The sequence below is a fragment of the Acinetobacter sp. ESBL14 genome (genome assembly GCF_036668815.1).
GTDB classification, from domain to species: Bacteria; Pseudomonadota; Gammaproteobacteria; order Pseudomonadales; family Moraxellaceae; genus Acinetobacter; species Acinetobacter gyllenbergii.
In genome coordinates this window covers 13,369-32,902 of sequence record NZ_JAZEVS010000011.1, presented here as the reverse complement: position 1 = coordinate 32,902, position 19,534 = coordinate 13,369, and the positions used below count along the sequence as shown (strand labels likewise).

The window sequence follows — 19,534 nt, the reverse complement described above, 5'->3', positions numbered from 1 at the left end:
TTACTGAGTAAGCTGAACTGTTGAGTGGCTTGAGACTGATTACAATAGCCGCTGATTTTTGAATTGAGTGTCAGACATGTTAAAGAAAATTGGGATGTTCTCATTATTGGGCTGTATTTCAGCGCTGAGTTTTGCCAACGTAGACAGCTTAAAAAACAATTTAAATCAGCAATATCCCAATATCGAAGTCAGCAATATTCAACCTACAGAAATGAAAGGCTTATATAGTGCCAGTCTAGATAATCAGATTATTTACCTGGATGAAAGTGCCCAACATATGTTTGTGGGGTCTATGGTGCGCTTAAAAGATCAAAAGAACCTGACCAAAGATTTAGTCATTCAACAAAATTCGATTGACTGGAAACAGCTGCCTTTAAAAGATGCGATTAAAACGGTCAAAGGCAATGGAAAGCGTCAGTTAGCCGTGTTTTCTGACCCAAATTGTTCATATTGCAAAAAATTAGAAGCTGAATTGGACAAGCTGACCGATGTGACGATTTATACCTTTATCTATGCCCTAAAACCACAATCAATCGCGGTGTCAAAATCGGTGTGGTGTGATGCGAATCCAGCTTATGCATGGAAAAACTTGCTACAAAAGAATGTGCAGCCGAAAGAGAAAAGTTGTGCCAACCCGATTGATCGTAACCTCGAACTCGGTCGTAAACTTGCTGTCGATGCCACGCCAACTTTGATTTTCTCAAATGGTTTAAAAATGGTTGGTGGACGCAGTGCTGAAGAAATTCAGATAATTTGGAAAGAGCTCGGACTCTAATGAAAAAGCTCCCCAATCATCAATTAAAATGAATGGGGAGCCTTCCGAATGGATTTAACTTTTTTTGGTGACGAGTTTATAAAGGAATAAAATAATCACCGCACCTAGCACAGACGCAATAAAACCAGCTGCCGAATTTTCAGCATATAAGCCAAGTAAACGCCCGCCATAGGTGGCGAGTAATGAACCTGCGATACCCAATAAAGTCGTGACAATAAAGCCCGCTTTGTCATCACCTGGATGTATTGCGCGTGCAATTAAACCAGCAAAAAAACCAACAACAATCGCTACAATCAGAGACCACATTATCTTTTCTCCTTGTTTTAAAAGCAGTATTTCTTATTATCCTGCTTGATTTGAGTGTGCTTTGTCTGTAGTGGATTGCCTATTTGTGTCGTATTTTTGTGCGTTCTTGAGCAAAGTTTGTTTATAGCAGGCCATAAAAAAGGCGCCCTAAGGCACCTGAGTAAGGGGCGAACATGGATAAAATGCCAGTCACGGTCTACTCATTAAAGACCGATTTCACCAATAAATGGCAGATGACGGTACTTTTGATCGAAATCCAAACCATAACCGACAATAAAGCGATCTTCGACTTCAAAACCGAGGAATTTCACTTCTAGCGGAATTTCACGGCGTGATGGCTTACTCACCAGAGTACACAGTTCAATCGAATTCGGGTTACGTGTTTGCAGCATTTCAACTACTTTGCTTAAGGTGTTGCCTGAGTCGATAATGTCTTCCACCACCAGCACATCTTTACCATGAATTTCACCATCAAGATCTTTCAGAATCTTGACGTCTCTTGATGAAACCGTGGTGCCATTGACGTAGCTAGAAACAGTCATAAAATCGAGTTCGTGTGGCTTTTCAATGGCACGGCATAGGTCGGCCATAAAAATAACTGAACCACGTAACAGGCCAATCAATACCAGTTCTTTATCACTTTGAGCATAGTGTGCATTGATCTTTTCACCCAGTTCTTTGACTTTGGCTTGAATCTCTTCACTTGAAATCATAATGCGCATTGCAATGGTCATCGGTAGATTCCTAAAACTTAAAAACGGGAAAATAAAAAAGGTGTTGACCTGCAACACCTCGAAATCTTGAGCTAATCCGCCAATTTTAAAACAAAATCACCTTTCATGCACCTTTTGATGATGAAGAATATGTTTCATTTTGAGCAGATGCACGGTCACGTTTTAACAGAACAGCACATCCGACGGCCAATATGATCCACCCAAGTTTTTGTTTATTTAAGCGTTTCGCTTTGGCTATAGGCTTTTTGTCCATAGATATAGGTTGCCTCAATATTTCGGTCATCGCCCATGGTGAATAAGGCAAATAAGCTATCATCAACCGATTTTGAACGTGATTGACGTAATTGTTGTAAGGCAGTTGCTTTGAGATTGAGCACCACAAAATCAGCCTCTTTCCCGATATTAAAGTTGCCAAGTTTGTCATCTAGATCTAAGGCTTTTGCTCCGCCTAAGGTTGCATGATATAGCGATTCAAACGCAGACAGTTTATCGCCTTGCAACTGTTGTACCTTGTACGCTTCATTGACGGTTTGCAATAAGCTAAATGAGGTCCCTGCCCCCACATCGGTTCCGAGACCAACTTTGACTTGTTGTTGCCAGGTTTTGTTCAATGGAAATAAACCGCTACCCAAGAACAGGTTTGAAGTTGGGCAGAAGGCAATTGCAGAATCAGTCTCATGCATACATTTCCATTCCGCATCTTCTAAATGCACACAGTGCGCAAATACCGAACGTTGACCAGTTAAGCCATAGTGATGATAGACATCCAGATAACCCTTTTGCTCAGGGAATAAATCTTTCACCCATGCGATTTCATCTTTGTTTTCACTTAAATGAGTATGTACATAGACATCCGGAAATTGGGCTTTGAGTTGGCCTGCTTTTTCGAGTTGTTCAGGCGTTGAGGTGGGTGCAAAGCGTGGGGTAATCGCATACAGTGCGCGACCTTGACCATGCCACTTTTCGATTAATGCCTTAGAATCCTCATAGCTGCTGTCTGCGGTGTCACACAAGGCTTCTGGTGCATGACGATCCATCATCACCTTACCTGCGATTAAACGCATTTGGTGCTGTGCTGCGGCCTCAAATAAAGCATCCACCGATTCAGGATGTACCGTACAGAACACCAAGGCCGTAGTGGTGCCATTTTTGAGTAGTTCATTGACAAAAAACTTGGCAATGTCTTGCGCATAGGCTTGGTCTTTGAACTGGATTTCGGTTGGGAAGGTATAGGTGTTTAACCAGCTTAAAAGTTGCTCGCCGTAGGCCCCGACCATTTCGGTTTGTGGGAAATGAATATGGGTATCGATCATACCCGGAATAATTAATTGTTCTGGATAATGCTGAATGTCAACGTTTGCAGGAAGATGGGCTTGAGCGTCGTTCCACGTGCCAAACCAGCGAATTTTGCCTTGTTCAGTGATCATGACACCATCTTCGAGATAGCGCACTTGATCGGCAATTTCAGCAGCTTGGGAAACGGTTTTTTGAATATCTAAGAAGCGACCACGAATCACCGTGATTGGAGTAGCCAAAGTCATAACAACCTACAATTTTACTTTTTTCGGTTGATTGTACCTGATTTTGCCAAAGTTACTGGATTATTCGTCTAATTCGCGTGCTGAAAAGGTATATAAATGTGACTCATAATTTAAAGTAACTCAGTTTGGGGAGATCGAAATGTATGTGTTATCTGGGGGAAACACAGAGACAGAGCAAAGCAATCGAAGCAGACTATTTGATCTGATTATGCACTGCCCTACTTTGTATGGGATGTTGCAGCTACTGGCTCAATTGCATCCTACGGCTTATTTAAGTGCAGGTGTGCTTCGGAATACCGTATGGGCACATTTACATGGTCAAAGCTTTGACTTGAACAATTGCGATATAGATGTGATCTACCATGATGCAACTGAGCGTGATCACAGCAGAGAAAAGCAATTACAGCGCGCACTAGCGCTAATCTTTCCTGAACAACAATGGGATGTGGTAAATCAGGCCTTGGTGCATACCTGGTATGGTCAGGATAAGACCGAAAAAATTCAGCCTCTAGTCTCGATTGAGCAGGCTTTGTCACTATGGCCAGACACAGCAACGGCGCTTGCAGTCCGCTTAAATCGCTCAGGAGAATTGGAATTGATCGCACCCTTTGGTCTGCATGATTTATTTGCACTCAAATTACGTTGGAATCCTGCATTGGTCAGCTATGACATCTTTAAACAACGGATTGAATCCAAACAGTGGTTACAGCAATGGCCTAAATTGCAATTAGTGGATGATGCTCAAATAAAAAAGGGCCTTCATTGAAGACCCTTTGGAGATAGTTTGTGTTTATTGTTCTTGGCGTTTGTTATGACGTAACGAGAGATACGCGGTGATGCTCAACACCAGTACGATAAAGCCTAATGAGATCCAGATTGGCATGTGGAATACATCGAGCAATAACATTTTTGCACCAATGAACAATAAGATGATGCCCAAACCATACGGTAAGTAATGCATTTTGCTTGCAGCACCTGCCAATAAGAAGAACATCGCACGTAAGCCCAAAATTGCCATTAAGTTTGCGGTTAACACAATGAACGGGTCACTGGTCACGGCGAAAATCGCAGGAATAGAATCCACCGCAAAAATCACATCAGACGCTTCTACCAAGATTAACACCAAGAACAAAGGCGTTGCCCATAACACACCGTTCTGACGAACAAAGAAGTTATTGCCTTCTAGCTGTGGGGTAATTCGCATGTGTTTGCGTAACCATTTCAGCATTTTGATATCTTCAATATTGGTCTCTTCTTCGTCCTGTCCTTTTAGGAACTTAAAGCCTGTGTAGACGAGGAACGCACCGAAGATATACAGCACCCAAGAGAATTCTTGTACGAACCAAGCACCAATAAAGATAAAAATGGTTCTTAAAATGATTGCGCCGAGTACGCCGTAAAGCAGGATTTTACGTTGGAATGCAGGAGGAATCGCAAAAGCCGCAAAAATCATCAGCCAGACAAAGACGTTATCAATTGCCAGTGATTTTTCCAGTAAATAACCCGCAAAGTATTCCATGGTTTTTTGGTTGGCGATGGTTGCGCCTACGGTTTGTTGCAGGTATAGCCACAAACCACCACCAAAAATCATGGCAACGGTGACCCAAGCAATACTCCAATAAGCCGCTTGCCTGATGGGTACATCTTGGTTTTGTTTTTGTTTAAAGCCTAAAAAGTCGACTATGAGCATGACCGTTACGATTCCGAAGAACGCAACGTACAGCCATAAATTACCGATAGTTTCCATCACAACTCCCTATCTGGCAAATGGACATAAAAAAACCTTGACCAGTTGCCAGATGAATTAAATAAAACATCTGTTTCAACATGATCAAGGTCTTGCCTACATCACGATAACCTGTGATGCTCAGAGTCCGACTTTTTGCAAAGTGTAATGACGAAACTCTGACACCTAAATTGCTCAGTTGCACAACCTAGGCTTGGAGGAGGCTACTCCCCTTGTCAAATTCTGTTATGGATGATGACATCCAAAGATAGGCATAGAATTACATAAATAATCGATTTAAGCAAACTTTCAATGCATAAATTTTAAGCATTTTTTTATGATTGCAGGATTAGGTAAATGCTGGGAGATAGATTAACTTAAAAGCGAAGGCCTATATTGTTCAGAGAATAAGAGATGAGTGCTGAAAACAATCAAAATAAACCGCGGAAATTATTTGTCCCCCGTGACCCTGAAGAAGCCCACCGTGCGGCCACGCCATTAGAACTTTTATTTGACCTGATTTTTGTGGTTGCGATTGCAACCGCAGGACAGCAACTCCATCACGCGATTATTGAAGGTCATTTATGGCATGCTTTACCGACCTATTTTATGGTGTTTTTCGCCCTGTGGTGGGCATGGATGAATTTCACTTGGTTTGCCTCCGCCTATGACAATGATGACACGTTGTATCGCTGTTTGACCTTTGTCCAAATTATCGGATCATTGGTAATGGCGGCGGGTATCCCCGCAGTTTTTCAAGAATATAATTTCGATGTCATTATCATTGGTTATGTGATTATGCGTTTGGCTTTAGTGACCCAATGGATACGCGTTGCCAAGCATGATCCTGAAAGAAGGGTGACAGCCTATCGCTATGCCATTGGTATTGTCTTGGTGCAGTTGGGATGGTTAATTGGTAATTTCAGTGCCATCCATGTGACGCCTGTGTTGTTCCTGATTTTGGTTTTGGCTGAGTTAGCCGTACCGCTGTATGCCGAAAAATATGCGGTGACACCTTGGCATCCACATCATATTGTTGAGCGTTATGCCCTACTCACGATTATTGTGTTGGGAGAGTCGATTATTGGCAGTTTTGCTGCCACTCAGGAAGCCTTTGCCAATCATGACGTGAACTTCAAAGAAATCTTTTTAGTGATTGGCGGCTTATTGATGATGTTTGCCATGTGGTGGGTCTACTTTGATCGCAGTCATCATCACCATCAACGTCATGGGGTGCAGCCTTTTTTATGGGGTTACGGCCATTTTTTTATCTTTATCAGTATTGCAGTCCTAGGTGCAGCTTTAGCGGCCTCGGTCGATGTTTCAACACATCATGCTCACATTTCCAGTCAAATGATGGGATGGATGATTGCGATCTGCTTGGTGGTTTATAACACCTATATTTGGCTATTTTATGAGACCTCCTATTTGTCGGGATGGGGACGTTGGCTTTATCCAATGACGATTTTGATCCTTTTCTCGATTCCTTTTTTCTTTGCCGATATTGGCTATATGATTTTTGCGATGGCGGTGGTTTATATCCTCCGTCTCATGCTTTCCAAAGCGTATTTGATCAATTGCCATGATCAGCAACAGCTGGCATCAAACAAATAATCAAAGCCTCCCAATATGGAGATGAGCAGACAGGCGAATGAGCAATGCATTTGCCTGTTCTAATTAAAAATTTTCAAAATTTCTGTGCGTAAAAATTGGTGTCGTGGGTTATGTGTGACATGTTCATGCCAATACATCCCCATGTTGATTTTAGGCAATTCAATCGGCAGTGCATGGATCTTTAAATGCTTCGCATAATGTAGATTTTTCAGAATACTTTGTGGAATCGTTAGCACTGCATCGGGGTATTGGGCCAAAACTTGTAGTGCGGTTGAATAGTGTTGGCAACGTAGGAAAATTTGACGAGACAGCTGTTGCCGATTTAGATAAATATCTTCCAGCAATAAGCCAGTCCGCCGTGATGACACACCAATATGCGGTGAGGATAAATACTGAGATAAACTGATCTCAGGCTGCTGGGTACACACCACAAAATGGTCGTCAATCAGGTTTTCAAACTGTAAATGATCCTGATGCGGTTGCACCAGATCAATCACAAAATCGATTTGTTGCGCTGAGAGATCGGCCAGCATATTTTTACGATCCAGCTTGGAACTCAAGAACTGAATGTTCAGATTCAATTGGGCAAAATGATGCACCAATTGTGGAAAAATAATCGGTTCGATTTCATCATGAATGGCAATTTTTAGGCTGTGCAGCATGTTCGGCATAAAGCCTTGCTGGGGCACGGCAATCTGTTGAATCGCCAGTAATGCTGTTTGAATCGGCTGATAAATTTGCTCGGCATAAGGTGTTGGCAGCATTTTTTGCCCGCTTCGAACAAATAACTCGTCTCCAAGTTGTGTACGCAAACGTTGCAAGGCATGACTGACTGCAGATTGGCTGATACACAACAATTGCGCAGCTTTGGAAATGCTCTTTTGTTCAAAAATCGCAATAAACAGCGGATATAAATTGATATCAATACGATGAAAGTGAGCCACTTCCAGTGGGCTGGTATTATGAATCTGATTCATAGTTTTGAATAAAATAAAATCATTTCATTCATAATAAATTTTCGCTTATGGTGATGTAAAGCAGCGAATCAATATTCGCCATATTTTAGATTGAGGGAAATGAGGATGTTTGCATTATCTGAACGCGCACAGGATTTTATTGCACGAACGCAAGCCTTTATTCAACAAGAAATAGAACCGATTGAAAAAGCCTTCTGGGATGAAGTCCATCATCTGAATGTCGATGGAGACTGGACGCAATGGCAATGGCCTGAGCAACTGGAACAGCTGAAAAGTAAAGCCAAAGCAGCGGGCTTATGGAACATGTTCTTGCCTGATGCAGAACTGGGTGCAGGTCTGTCGGTACAGGAATATGCGCATATCGCGGAACTGACAGGACGCAGTCTGCTCGCCCCGACGGTTTTTAACTGTAATGCGCCTGATAGTGGCAATATGGAAGTGTTATGGCGCTATGGCAGTGAGCAGCAAAAACAACAATGGCTACACCCTCTCCTCGCGGGCGAAATCCGTTCCGTATTCTGCATGACTGAACCTGCAGTGGCCTCCAGTGATGCCACCAATATGCAAGCCACGGCGGTGATTGAGGGCGATGAGATCGTCTTGAATGGACGCAAATGGTGGTCATCGGGTTTGGGTGATCCCAATGCCAAAGTGATTATTTTCATGGCCTATACCCCAGATCCTAGTAAAGACCGTCATCATCAGCATTCGATGGTATTGGTGCCAATCGATACGCAAGGGGTAACGATTGAACGGATGTTGCCAGTCTTTGGTGATTACGATGCCCCGCATGGACATGGGCAAGTCAATTTCGACCAAGTGCGTGTGCCAGTGAGTAACTTTATTGGCGGTGCTGGGCAAGGATTTGAAATTGCACAAGGGCGTTTAGGGCCTGGGCGGATTCACCATTGTATGCGTTGTATTGGCGCAGCTGAAAAAGCATTGGAGCTGATGATTGATCGAGGCATGTCACGTAAAGCCTTTGGTAAAGAAATTCTCAAACTCGGTGGTAATTTAGAGCGTGTTGCAGATGCGCGGGTGCAGATCGATCAAGCGCGCTTATTGACCCTCTACGCCGCTTATAAGATGGATACGCAGGGCAATATGGCGGCATTGACAGAAATCTCTGCGATTAAAGTGGTGGCGCCGAGCGTCTTGCAATATGTGGTCGATATGGCGATCCAGATTCACGGTGGTGAAGGCGTTTCACGCGATACCCCACTGACTGCATTTTTCAATCAAGCGCGTAGTTTACGTTTGGCCGATGGACCTGATGAAGTGCATAAAGGCATGATTGCCAAACTCGAACTGAAAAAACGTGGCTATGCTCGTTGATAAGGAACATACAACAATGACAATGATTGATATCGGTGGACAGGTTCGCCATGGCGAAGAGCTGGATATTGCAGCGGTTGAAAACTGGCTAAAAAACCAAGGTGTGGATCTGCAAGGACAGGCACAACTGACCCAATATTCAGGGGGCGCATCGAATTGGACTTATCGGCTACAGTATGACAATGCCGACCTGATCTTACGTCGCCCACCGAAAGGCACCAAAGCCAAATCAGCGCATGATATGGCGCGTGAATACAATGTGCAGAAGCATCTTGCGCCGTTCTACCCTGTGCTACCTGAAATGATTGCGCTGTGTCAGGATGACAGCGTCATTGGTTGCGATTTCTATGTCATGAAACGGATCGAGGGCATTATTCCGCGTGCCAATTTACCCAAAGAATTACAGCTGGATGAGCCACAAGTACAGCAGCTGTGTCTGAATGTTCTGGATAAATTGATTGAGCTGCATCAAGTCCCTTATCAAGGCACAGAGCTAGAAAAATTGGGTAAAGGTGAAGGCTACTGCCGCCGTCAGGTTGAAGGTTGGGATGCACGTTATAACAAAGCCCTGACACCGAATGTACCTGATTTTGCCTTTGTGCGTCAGTGGTTACTGGAACATATCCCAACTGATGCAAAAACCTGCGTGATTCATAATGACTGGCGTTTTGATAATGTCATTTTAGCTCCACAACAACCGACGCAAGTGATTGGCGTGCTGGATTGGGAAATGGCGACACTCGGTGATCCTTTGATGGATCTGGGCAGCGCCCTCGCCTACTGGATTCAAGAGGACGATGATGCCTTGATGAAATCTAGCCGCCGTCAGCCGACCAATTTAAAAGGCATGCTGACACGGCAACAGGTGGTGGATTACTATCTGGAAAAGACTGGTTTACAGCCTGCCAATTGGGCTTTTTATGAAGTGTTTGGTTTGTTCCGTTTGGCAGTGATTGCGCAACAGATTTATTATCGTTATTACCATCAGCAAACCGATAATCCAGCCTTTAAAGATTTCTGGATCATGATTCATGCTTTACATATTCGGGCTTTAAAACTGATCGCGCAAAACAATCCGCAAGCACGACCATTAATTGCTGAATATGGTGCAAAACTACAGGATATTTTAAAACGATGACCACAATTTATTTGGTACGACATGGGCAGGCATCTTTTGGTGCAGCAAGTTATGATCAACTTTCAGCCAAAGGTGAACAGCAGGCACAGGTCGTCGGTGATTTTTTTAAACAGACCCTGAAGCAAACACCGCTGATTGTGGCAGGTTCGATGCAACGTCATCAGCAAACAGCACAATTGGCTTTATCACAAAGTTTTCAGGATGCACTGATACAAACAGAATCGGATTGGAATGAGTTTGATCATCAGCATGTGTTTGCCCAATACGAACCGCGTTTTAATCAACCTGAATTGCTGAAACAGGATGTCGATTTGATGGCGAATCCTCGTGCTTACCTCGCCAAAATTTTCGATGGAGCCATCGACCGCTGGATTGGCGAGCAGTATGACCATGAATATCATGAGACCTGGTTAGGCTTTCAATCGCGTGTACAAAGTGCTTTGCACGGTTTGTGTCAGCATATTGATGCCACGCAACCCCGTCAGGCCGTGGTATTTAGTTCTGGCGGTGTGATTTCTGTGGCGGTCGGTCAGGTGTTGGGATTGAATGCCAAACAGATTTTTGCACTGAATTGGTCGATTGCCAATGCCAGTATCACTACACTGCGTTGGTCAGATGATCGTTTGCAATTACTCAGTTTTAATGAGCATCATTATTTAAAAGCGCGTGATGCTGAACTTTTAACATGGATTTAAAAAAATAGGTGGCAGGCATGGCAAAAACCATTTTAATTACAGGTGCAAGTTCAGGTTTGGGCGCAGGTATGGCGCGTGAATTTGCCGCCAAAGGCTATAATCTGGCGCTTTGCGCACGACGTTTAGAGCGTTTAGAAGCCTTACAGCAAGAGCTGCAAAAGCAGTTTTCGATACAGGTCAAGATTAAAACCCTAGATGTGACCCATTACGATGATGTGTTCACGGTTTTTCATGCCTTTCAGCAAGAATTTGGCACGATTGACCGAATTATTGTCAATGCAGGTGTTGGCGATGGTCGCCGTATTGGTAAAGGGCATTTTGAGGTGAACCGCGCTACCGCGGAAACCAACTTTATCTCGGCCTTGGCACAGTGTGAAGCCGCAGTTGAAATCTTTAGAGCGCAAAATAAAGGCCATTTGGTGGTGATTTCTTCGATGAGTGCGATGCGTGGTTTACCGAAGCATTTATCGACCTATGCCGCCAGTAAAGCCGCGGTGGCGCATTTGGCGGAAGGGATTCGTGCGGAGTTGCTGCATACCCCAATTAAAGTCTCAACGATTTTCCCGGGATATATTCGTACCGAGTTGAATGAGGGTGCTAAGAAATTACCGTTTGAAGTGGATGAGATAATAGGAAGTAAGGCCTTGGTCAAAGCCATTGAGAAGGAACCTGTGAAGGCTTATGTACCGCAGTGGCCGTGGTTGCCAATGGGGATTGCAATGAAGATTTTGCCGTTAAAATTGGTGAATAAATTGAGTTGATTGCCATTTAAAATGGATTGGACAAATATGTTTATTCGGCATGGATGCCGCCTGTCGCGATCTGAATTAATATAACTTCGAGGAAATGTGATACTCGGAAACGTCATCTGCAACCTGCGTGGTTTAAGTAAGAGACTGTTTCTGCGATATATGTTGATCAATGCAAGAAGAGGACAGGTTTTGCAGATGACAATGGTTTTGCCTACTTTTCCCGAAAGAAAAGTAGGGCGAGCCGCAGGCTGATCCAGAAATTAGATAAGAACTTGCAAGACTCCGTTGAGACAAGAGTTTTTCAATAAGTTAGAGAAAGTGTTGAGGTTAATTACGACAAAGCCGTAATCAACTTTTGGTGTAAACCACCAAAACCACCATTGGACATGATCACCACCGCATCACCCTCACCTGCTTCATTGACCACACGGGCAATGATCTCATCTAAAGAGCGGCTGACTTCAGCCTTGTTTGCTGATGCTGAGATCACCGGTTGTAAATCCCAATCCAAGCCCTCTGGTTGATACCAAATCACTTCATCGGCCAAACGTGCAGAATGTGCTAAACCATCTTTATGGCTACCCATACGCATGGTGTTAGAACGTGGTTCAATGATCGCCCACAACTTACGCTCGCCTAGACGTTTACGTGCGCCATCGAGTGTGGTTTCAATCGCCGTTGGGTGATGGGCAAAGTCATCATAGACTTCGATGCCGCGCACGGTGCCTAATAGCTCCATACGGCGTTTCACCCCGCCGAAGTTGGATAAGGCTTCACAGGCTTGCGCAAGGCTGACACCGACGTGCTGTGCCGCTGCAATCGTTGCCAACGCATTGGCAACACTATGCTGCCCTGTCATATTCCATTTCACTTCACCGACCACTTTGCCGTGCTCAAGCACTTTAAAGTGACTGCCATCGGCACTGATTAGTTCAGCAGATAATGCGGCTTGCTCATTTGGCTCAAGACTGGTACGAACCACAGGGGTCCAGCAGCCCTGCTCTAATACTTCATCAATATTGGTTTCAGTAATCGGTGCAATAATACGACCTTCGCTTGGAATGGTACGCACTAAATGATGGAACTGTTTTTGAATCGCAGCCAGATCATCAAAAATATCGGCGTGATCAAATTCGAGGTTGTTGAGAATCGCGGTTTTAGGGTGATAGTGAACGAACTTAGAACGTTTGTCGAAGAAAGCAGAATCATATTCATCTGCTTCAACACAGAAATATTGACCGCCACCTAAACGTGCACTTTCACTGAAACCCAGTGGTACGCCGCCAATCAAGAAACCTGGATTTAAGCCTGCTTGATCAAGCACCCAAGCCAACATGGTGGTGGTGGTGGTTTTACCGTGTGTGCCCGCGACACCAAGTACATGTTTGCCTTGGAGCACATGATCGGCCAAGAATTGTGGACCAGAAATATAAGGCAGGCCTTCATTCAGCATGTATTCAATCGCATCAATACCACGTTTCATAGCATTGCCGACGATGACAAGATCAGGATGTGGTTGCAAGTGGCTACGGTCATAGCCCTGCATCAATTCAATACCTGCATTTTCCAGTTGAGTCGACATCGGTGGATAAACATTGGCATCTGAACCTGTGACTTTATGTCCTAAATCTCGTGCGAGTAGAGCCAAAGACCCCATAAATGTGCCACAAATACCCAAAATATGCAGATGCATAACGCGCCTTCTCCACTGCTTTTCATACAGCACGGTATCGTATGTATGATTGTCGTTATCAATAAAAATCAAACGCAACGATAGCAAGGCTTGCATGTAAAAGATAGTCAAAATTCGTTGTTGTTGTTTACTTATAATGATGCGGATAGATGCTAATATTTCAACGATTTTACTGGCATGCTATTCCCTATTGTTCAACCCTGATTTGGATAAAAGAACACGATGTTGAGCCCGACACTTTTAGCGCTATGTTTGTTGATTCTTTCTAACTGTTTTATGACCTTGGCATGGTATGGGCATCTGAAGATTTTGCATGATGCACCGCTCTGGCAGGCCATCTTATTTAGCTGGTGTATTGCACTGTTGGAATACAGTTTTATGATTCCTGCCACCAAATTGCTCAACCAGCATGGCTGGAGTCTGGGCGAAATGAAGATTACCCAAGAAGTGGTGACTTTATTGGTATTTGTGCCTTTTATGATTTTTCTATTTAAACAACCCTTCAAACTGGATTATGTCTGGGCGATGCTGTGTTTAATGGGGTGTGTCTATTTCGTTTTTAGAAATCAGTAAATCACAATGGCTCGGATCAAACATGGTCTGAAGCCCTTCACCATTGTGAGATACGCATTCAGCTCTATTTGGCTGGGTGCTTACAGGCATTTTTTAAAATTTTGCTAAACTTTTGATCTCTTGCCGAAGGATTTTCATATTCAAAGCCATAGTCACTGTCCATTGTTGTTGTGGATAATGCACCATTGGGCTCAAAATTAGACAAGGCATAGCTATAGGTCTCATCGTCACAGTACACACGATACTGTGTAATTGAATAAAGCGTACCGAGCTCAGTCGGGTTCATATAATATCCTGTCATCAATACAGGTTCTCTTTCATCGGTATGTGATGAACCGGTGACAATGAATTTCTCATAGGCTTTACCCGTGAGTGCATCACTGTTAATTTCGCCATTATAGCCCTGTGCTTTATTTAACGATTTAAAGGTTTTTTGAAACTCATCGAGATTTAAATTCACTAAAGCGGCATTGCTGTATGCTGTGAAAAGTGTGATTGCCAATAGGCTTAACCGTTTTTTCATTATTAATGCTCTTGTTGATTTTTAAGCTCCCCTATTATTATTGAAATATAGCGCTATGTCATTGTTAGCACACTTTATTTCATTTTTTCCTAAAAAATATAGTTGCAGTCGTTCAGTTAAATTTTCGTGAGATGAAAAATCAGTCTATAATAATCGGGTTCTGAATCCTCTAAAGCTTGGCTCTCGTCGAGATTTATCTTCTTTAATTTTTGTCTCTGGAACATTAGCAATGAATGCGGCCGCAGCACAAGACGCTCAACCACTTGTTGGAATTATCATGGGTTCTCAATCAGATTGGGCAACTCTCGAACATACTGCCAATATGCTTAAACAGCTTGGTGTCCCATTTGAAGCGGAAGTTGTTTCTGCACACCGTACCCCAGACCGTTTGTTTGAATATGCGGAAACTGCACGTGATCGTGGTATTCAAGTGATTATTGCAGGTGCCGGCGGTGCAGCACATTTACCGGGTATGTGTGCAGCGAAAACTGATTTACCTGTGCTTGGCGTGCCTGTAAAGTCTTCAATTTTAAATGGTGTAGATTCATTGCTTTCGATTGTACAAATGCCAGCAGGTATTGCAGTCGGTACTTTGGCCATTGGTCAGGCTGGCGCAACCAATGCAGCGATTATGGCGGCGCAGATTTTAGGTTTAACCCGCCCAGACATTGCAAAAAATGTAGCGGACTTCCGTACCGCACAAACTGAAAAAGTGTCGAATAATAATATCCCTGGTCATGAATGAGGATAAGCAAAGCAACGCTTTGCCCGAATGTAAGGCGAAGACTTTGTCTGAGCAAAAGAGTTATAGATATGAATAAAACCATCGGTATTTTTGGTGGTGGACAGCTTGGTCGCATGATGGCGCAAGCAGCCTTACCACTGAATATTCAATGTACTTTTTTTGAAGCAGAAACGGATTGCCCTGCTGCAATTTTAGGTCCTGTATTTTCTAGCCAAAACCCGCAAGGCTTGCAAGATTTTATTGCCAGTGCGGATGTGTTTAGCCTTGAATTTGAAAATACGCCTGTTGCAGATGTAGATGTGTTGACGCAAAGCAAAACCTTGTACCCACCTCGCCTTGCTTTGGCGACCGCACAAAATCGCTTGGCAGAAAAAAGTTTGTTTGACGAACTGGGTATCCCAGTTGCGCCGTATCGTGCTGTGGATAGCTTGGACAGCTTAAAACAAGCGGTGACGGAATTAGGCTTACCCATCGTCTTAAAAACCGTAACAGGTGGTTATGATGGTAAGGGCCAATTCGTATTACGTACGCAAGATCAAATCGAGACAGCTTGGGCTGAACTCGGTCCTGCGAAAAGCTTGATCGCGGAAAGTTTTGTCAAATTCAGCCGTGAAGTTTCGATCATTGCAGTACGTGGTCAAAATGGTGATGTGAAAACTTGGGCATTGGCCGAAAATCACCACCATAACGGTATTCTGTCGCATTCAATTGTACCTGCACCGAATAGTGTCGATTTGCAGCCTGTGGCACAGGACTATATTACCCGTTTGTTAAACCACTTAAATTATGTCGGTGTGTTGACGCTTGAATTGTTTGTCACTGAACAAGGTTTATATGCCAATGAAATGGCATGTCGTGTACATAACTCGGGTCATTGGTCGATTGAAGGTGCAATTTGCTCGCAGTTTGAAAACCATATTCGTGCAGTTGCAGGCTTGCCATTAGGTTCTACAGAAGTCATTCGTCCTACAGTGATGATCAATATTATTGGTCAACATCCCAATTCTGAGGATGTTTTGGCGCTAAATGGCGCACATTTACACCTCTATAATAAGTCTGAGCGTACAGGTCGTAAGCTGGGTCATATTACCTTGATGCCAAATAATACAGATGATTTAACGGATTTATGTCGTCAATTGGCTCAGATTTTACCTGTCCCATTGGCACTAACCGCAGAAATGACGCTCTAAACTTATCCACAATTCCTAAAAAGCGATCTTCGGATCGCTTTTTTATTGCAGGTTGATTTTAAATTTAAACTTTTAAATTTAAAAACTGATAAATAGAAGTTGTGGATAACTTAATTGTGGATTTTGAATTTAAAACAAGGGGGTGATTTGAATTCAAAATATAATGAATGACTTTAAATTTATTTGCTGAGAATAAGCTGCGTTGAGTTGTTTTATTTGAGATTGTATAAAAAGAAAACAGTGATTTACTTGCTTTGGAATAATCGTTATAACAAATAGATAAAAAGATTCTAAATAAAAAAATTGGCTAAGCCTGTGGGAGGGTCTGATGTCCGAAAAAATTGAAATTGCTCGAATAAAAATGCAGAGTCCTTTAACCAATGCGATGGATGGTGAGGTGCGGTGGTCACCTTTAAAATCTTTATGGGTGTTTAGTCATTTGGCGATTGCATTGATTGGTGGTGCGCTGACATTTTCTTTCGATGCACTGTTGGTATTTATATTAACGACAGCTTTTACTTTGTGTTTTGGGCATTCTTTGGGAATGCATCGTAAATTGATTCATCACAGCTATAAGTGCCCAAAATGGCTAGAATATTTTTTGGTTCATCTGGGGGTGCTGGTTGGCTTGGCTGGGCCATTTGGGATGGTACACACCCATGATTTAAGAGACTGGGCGCAAAGACAAAAGCAATGCCATTCTTATTTGCGTCATGGTGAAAATATGATGAAGGATGGTTGGTGGCAATTACATTGTGACCTTAGATTAAAGCACCCACCTGTGTTTAAACCTGAATCTCATTTGAAGGATAATTGGGTTTATCAATTTATGGAAAGAACGTGGATGCTGCAACAGCTGCCATTGGCAATTCTTTTGTTTATTTGTGGTGGTTTTGCATGGGTGATTTGGGGAATTTCCGCGCGTATCGTTGTTTCTGTGATAGGACATTGGTTGATTGGTTATTTTGCTCATAATCATGGGGAAATGGACAATGAGGTGATGGGTGCTGCTGTTCAAGGGCATAATGTGAAATGGGCTTCGTATATTACCATGGGTGAATCGTGGCATAACAACCATCATGCTTATCCTGAATCAGCAATTTTAGGAATCTATGAGAATCAGCCTGATCCGGGTTGGTGGGCTTTAAATGCTTTAAATAATTTGGGCTTGGTTTGGGATATTGTGTTGCCTGAAAATTTATCGCATCGTCATAATTTAAAAGCACTGACCTATAGGGCAATACAGGGTAAAGGGACTAAGGCGCCTTTTAAATGTCCTGTATTGAGTTTGATTCGTTAGTTGTATGCAGTGTCGAAAAAAAGCTTGGTGGAGTTAACTTCATTAAGCTTTTTTTTATGTGCGATGGTTTTAAATTTAAAAAACATGTGGTGGTTTTCTGTGGATAACTTGGTTGTGGATTTTGAATTTAAAATCAGGTGGGTGGTTTGAATTTAAAACTAGCTTGATTGTGGTTATGTGTTTTTAAATTCAAAAATAATCCTGGGTTTTAAATTTAAAAGAACTGCGTTGGTTTGGGTTTAAATTTAAATCAATGGCGTGTGGATATCTATTGTTTTCATGATTTAAGTGCTTGGATTTGTGTTGGTTCGATGTTTTATTCTGTGTTTGATTGGCTTTTAGGGGTGAAATGAATTTAAAAGTGGATAACTTTTTTAAATTTAAAAGGGTTGGTTTGGTGGTTATGTTTTTTGAATTTAAATGAGGGGTGTTGATAACTTTTAAATTTAAAACAAAGGTGAAATTATGAATTTAAAAAGCGTATTTTAAATTTAAAACCCAAAAATGAATTTAAAGTTACGTTTCCAAACTATACATCTTGATCGAGCATGTTAAGGTGGAAAGGAAATTTAAATTCAAAAGTTTTGGTTCAGTCATGAAACGTCATTTTTCTTTTTTTCTAGGCACTGCCTTATTTACTTTTTTTAATCAGGCGCATGCTGAGCTTGTGATTAACGGTGCAACGGTTTCGACACCGACCACAGCTGCTGCTGTTAGTAGTAATTATACGCCAAATACCAACTTTCAGGGCTGTATTGCCAATTTACGTTCACAGGCGATTGCATCCGGTGTATCGGGCGCAAGCTATGATCGTTATACCCAAAATTTAAGCCCAGATTATTCGGTGATTGATCGTCTGAATTATCAACCTGAATTTTCGACACCAATTTGGGATTATTTGTCGGGCCTTGTGGATAACGAACGCGTACAGGCTGGGCAGCAAAAACTCACCCAACACCGTGCAGTCTTAAACCGCGTTGAACAGGCCTATGGTGTACCTGCAGAAACAGTAGTTGCCGTTTGGGGGGTAGAAAGTAATTATGGTGATATTTCGGGTAAATATCCTTTATTACAAGCACTCGGTACGTTAAGTTGTGAAGGTCGCCGTCAAAGTTATTTCCGTGGTGAGTTTTTTGCCACCATGCGGATTTTGCAACGTGGTGATTTAACTCAAGATCAATTGTATGGTTCATGGGCAGGGGCTTTTGGTCATACTCAATTTATGCCATCGACCTATGAACGTTTAGCGGTTGATTTTGATGGCGATGGCCGCCGTGATTTGGTTTCAAGCACCACCGATGCCTTGGCTTCGACTGCAAATTTCTTAAAGCGAGCAGGCTGGCAAACCGGTATGCCATGGGGCTTTGAGGTCAAAATTCCACAAGGTATGTCCATCTCTGGTGAAAGCCGTCGTAATAAAAAGCCATTGAATAGCTGGATTGCACAAGGCGTCACCCGTGCCGATGGGACAGCATTGATTCAAGGCAATTTATCGGGTAGCACACCGGCAGGACTCATGTCACCAGCAGGGGCTAATGGTCCAGTGTTCTTGGTGTTTAAAAACTTTGATGCGATTTATAGCTATAACGCAGCCGAGAGCTATGGTTTAGCCATTGCGCATTTATCTGATCGTTTACGTGGTGGTACGCCATTTTTAACCACGTGGCCAACTGATGATGCAGGTACATCACGTGCTGAACGTCGTGAAATTCAACAGTTCTTAGTTCAGCGTGGCTATGATATTGGTGCTGTTGATGGTTTGATTGGTGATAAAAGTCGTCAAGCCATTCGCCAAGAGCAGAGCCGTCTCGGTTTAAACCAGACGGGGCGTGCTGGACAGCAGATCTTACGTGCCTTCCGTCAGGAACAGGCCAAGCAAATGATGCAATAAAGTGGCTTCGATAAAACAAAAAGGTC

The 19,534-nt window shown here is 42.9% G+C and carries 19 protein-coding genes; 12 read left to right on the top strand and 7 right to left on the bottom strand.

The features are described 5' to 3' along the window. Positions 1–76: 76 nt before the first annotated feature. Positions 77–775 (top strand): DsbC family protein, encoded by a 699-nt coding sequence (locus tag V6E90_RS21005; RefSeq protein ID WP_016543218.1) that lies wholly within the window; start codon positions 77–79, stop codon positions 773–775. A 54-nt stretch (positions 776–829) separates the two neighbouring features. Here V6E90_RS21005 and V6E90_RS21000 read toward each other — a convergent pair whose 3' ends face one another. From V6E90_RS21000 to guaD, 3 genes are all read right to left on the bottom strand, one after another. After that, entirely contained in the window at positions 830–1,081 is a 252-nt protein-coding gene (locus tag V6E90_RS21000) for a GlsB/YeaQ/YmgE family stress response membrane protein (RefSeq protein WP_016543219.1), read from the bottom strand. 203 nt (positions 1,082–1,284) lie between these two features. Beyond that, complete coding sequence (hpt, locus tag V6E90_RS20995) at positions 1,285–1,815, bottom strand: hypoxanthine phosphoribosyltransferase (RefSeq protein ID WP_016162105.1); 531 nt, start codon at positions 1,813–1,815, stop codon at positions 1,285–1,287. Between the two features lie 212 nt (positions 1,816–2,027). Next, positions 2,028–3,356 (bottom strand): guanine deaminase, encoded by a 1,329-nt coding sequence (gene guaD / locus V6E90_RS20990; protein ID WP_332606360.1) that lies wholly within the window; start codon positions 3,354–3,356, stop codon positions 2,028–2,030. A gap of 139 nt (positions 3,357–3,495) precedes the next feature. On the opposite strand from guaD, the gene V6E90_RS20985 reads away from it, so the two are divergent. Then, the gene (locus tag V6E90_RS20985) at positions 3,496–4,122 is read left to right on the top strand and encodes a nucleotidyltransferase family protein (protein WP_332606359.1); all 627 of its coding nucleotides are present in this window, start codon (positions 3,496–3,498) and stop codon (positions 4,120–4,122) included. 24 nt (positions 4,123–4,146) lie between these two features. Here the strand turns inward: V6E90_RS20985 and V6E90_RS20980 are convergent, their stop codons facing one another. Next, complete coding sequence (locus V6E90_RS20980; RefSeq protein WP_016543223.1) at positions 4,147–5,103, bottom strand: TerC family protein; 957 nt, start codon at positions 5,101–5,103, stop codon at positions 4,147–4,149. A 393-nt stretch (positions 5,104–5,496) separates the two neighbouring features. Here V6E90_RS20980 and V6E90_RS20975 point away from each other — a divergent pair, with 393 nt between their 5' ends. Further along, the gene (locus V6E90_RS20975; RefSeq protein WP_262758560.1) at positions 5,497–6,696 is read left to right on the top strand and encodes a low temperature requirement protein A; all 1,200 of its coding nucleotides are present in this window, start codon (positions 5,497–5,499) and stop codon (positions 6,694–6,696) included. Between the two features lie 59 nt (positions 6,697–6,755). Here the strand turns inward: V6E90_RS20975 and V6E90_RS20970 are convergent, their stop codons facing one another. Continuing rightward, positions 6,756–7,673: a LysR family transcriptional regulator gene (locus tag V6E90_RS20970; RefSeq protein ID WP_332606358.1), complete on the bottom strand. Its 918-nt coding sequence runs from the start codon at positions 7,671–7,673 to the stop codon at positions 6,756–6,758. Between the two features lie 105 nt (positions 7,674–7,778). On the opposite strand from V6E90_RS20970, the gene V6E90_RS20965 reads away from it, so the two are divergent. Genes V6E90_RS20965 through V6E90_RS20950 form a run of 4 tightly spaced genes read left to right on the top strand, consistent with a single transcriptional unit; the run spans position 7,779 to position 11,602 of the window. Beyond that, a complete protein-coding gene (locus V6E90_RS20965) occupies positions 7,779–9,008 on the top strand; it encodes an acyl-CoA dehydrogenase family protein (protein WP_016660068.1) in 1,230 nt (409 codons plus the stop codon). Positions 9,009–9,024: 16 nt separating this feature from the next. After that, positions 9,025–10,146 carry a phosphotransferase family protein gene (locus tag V6E90_RS20960; RefSeq protein ID WP_278491390.1) on the top strand — a complete coding sequence of 374 codons (1,122 nt, stop codon included), beginning with the start codon at positions 9,025–9,027 and terminating at the stop codon, positions 10,144–10,146. Then, complete coding sequence (locus V6E90_RS20955; RefSeq protein ID WP_016543228.1) at positions 10,143–10,841, top strand: histidine phosphatase family protein; 699 nt, start codon at positions 10,143–10,145, stop codon at positions 10,839–10,841. The genes V6E90_RS20960 and V6E90_RS20955 overlap by 4 nt, the downstream gene beginning before the upstream one ends. Before the next feature lie 17 nt (positions 10,842–10,858). Beyond that, the gene (locus V6E90_RS20950; protein ID WP_332606357.1) at positions 10,859–11,602 is read left to right on the top strand and encodes an SDR family oxidoreductase; all 744 of its coding nucleotides are present in this window, start codon (positions 10,859–10,861) and stop codon (positions 11,600–11,602) included. A gap of 322 nt (positions 11,603–11,924) precedes the next feature. Here the strand turns inward: V6E90_RS20950 and mpl are convergent, their stop codons facing one another. Beyond that, the gene (gene mpl / locus V6E90_RS20945; RefSeq protein WP_065344231.1) at positions 11,925–13,286 is read right to left on the bottom strand and encodes a UDP-N-acetylmuramate:L-alanyl-gamma-D-glutamyl-meso-diaminopimelate ligase; all 1,362 of its coding nucleotides are present in this window, start codon (positions 13,284–13,286) and stop codon (positions 11,925–11,927) included. Between the two features lie 222 nt (positions 13,287–13,508). On the opposite strand from mpl, the gene V6E90_RS20940 reads away from it, so the two are divergent. Further along, positions 13,509–13,859 carry a DMT family protein gene (locus V6E90_RS20940; RefSeq protein WP_332606356.1) on the top strand — a complete coding sequence of 117 codons (351 nt, stop codon included), beginning with the start codon at positions 13,509–13,511 and terminating at the stop codon, positions 13,857–13,859. A gap of 64 nt (positions 13,860–13,923) precedes the next feature. On the opposite strand, the gene V6E90_RS20935 is transcribed toward V6E90_RS20940, so the two are convergent. Next, complete coding sequence (locus V6E90_RS20935) at positions 13,924–14,382, bottom strand: hypothetical protein (protein ID WP_016543232.1); 459 nt, start codon at positions 14,380–14,382, stop codon at positions 13,924–13,926. 229 nt (positions 14,383–14,611) lie between these two features. On the opposite strand from V6E90_RS20935, the gene purE reads away from it, so the two are divergent. The 4 genes from purE (at position 14,612) to V6E90_RS20915 (ending at position 19,508) form a co-directional block, all read left to right on the top strand. Next, complete coding sequence (gene purE / locus V6E90_RS20930) at positions 14,612–15,127, top strand: 5-(carboxyamino)imidazole ribonucleotide mutase (RefSeq protein WP_004656816.1); 516 nt, start codon at positions 14,612–14,614, stop codon at positions 15,125–15,127. 68 nt (positions 15,128–15,195) lie between these two features. Beyond that, complete coding sequence (locus tag V6E90_RS20925) at positions 15,196–16,317, top strand: 5-(carboxyamino)imidazole ribonucleotide synthase (protein ID WP_332606355.1); 1,122 nt, start codon at positions 15,196–15,198, stop codon at positions 16,315–16,317. A 328-nt stretch (positions 16,318–16,645) separates the two neighbouring features. Further along, on the top strand, positions 16,646–17,617 hold the full coding sequence (locus V6E90_RS20920) for an acyl-CoA desaturase (RefSeq protein WP_332606354.1): 972 nt from the start codon (positions 16,646–16,648) through the stop codon (positions 17,615–17,617). Between the two features lie 595 nt (positions 17,618–18,212). After that, positions 18,213–19,508: a lytic murein transglycosylase gene (locus V6E90_RS20915; RefSeq protein WP_262758567.1), complete on the top strand. Its 1,296-nt coding sequence runs from the start codon at positions 18,213–18,215 to the stop codon at positions 19,506–19,508. The last annotated feature ends 26 nt before the right edge of the window (positions 19,509–19,534 follow it).